Annotated in this window: 1 protein-coding gene; it reads left to right on the top strand. The window is 55.5% G+C overall.

Annotated features, from left to right (window positions below; genetic code table 11):
* A partial coding sequence (locus MXD62_RS08650) for a methyl-accepting chemotaxis protein (RefSeq protein ID WP_248828869.1) occupies nt 1–272 on the top strand: 272 nt, incomplete at both ends.

Below are 272 nucleotides of genomic sequence, written 5' to 3'. Positions count from 1 at the left end.
ATCTTGGCATGATCAATCAGACCGTTACGCAGTCGACGGAATCGATTCAAAGGCTGGCGACGCGTTCGGAAGAGATCGGCGGGATTGTTACCACGATCACGGACATATCAAGCCAGACCAACCTGCTCGCTTTAAATGCAGCGATTGAAGCGGCGCGGGCGGGGGTACAGGGACGCGGTTTCGCGGTGGTAGCAGAGGAAGTACGAAAGCTGGCCGATGAAACAAAGCGAGCAGCAGAGCAGATTGCCCAGTTGATTTCCACGATGCAGACC

Source organism: Frankia sp. Mgl5 (assembly GCF_023242985.1).
GTDB lineage: Bacteria > Actinomycetota > Actinomycetes > Frankiales > Frankiaceae > Parafrankia > Parafrankia soli.
Note: the sequence above shows the minus strand (reverse complement) of the source record. Positions and strands in the feature narration are given on the sequence as shown.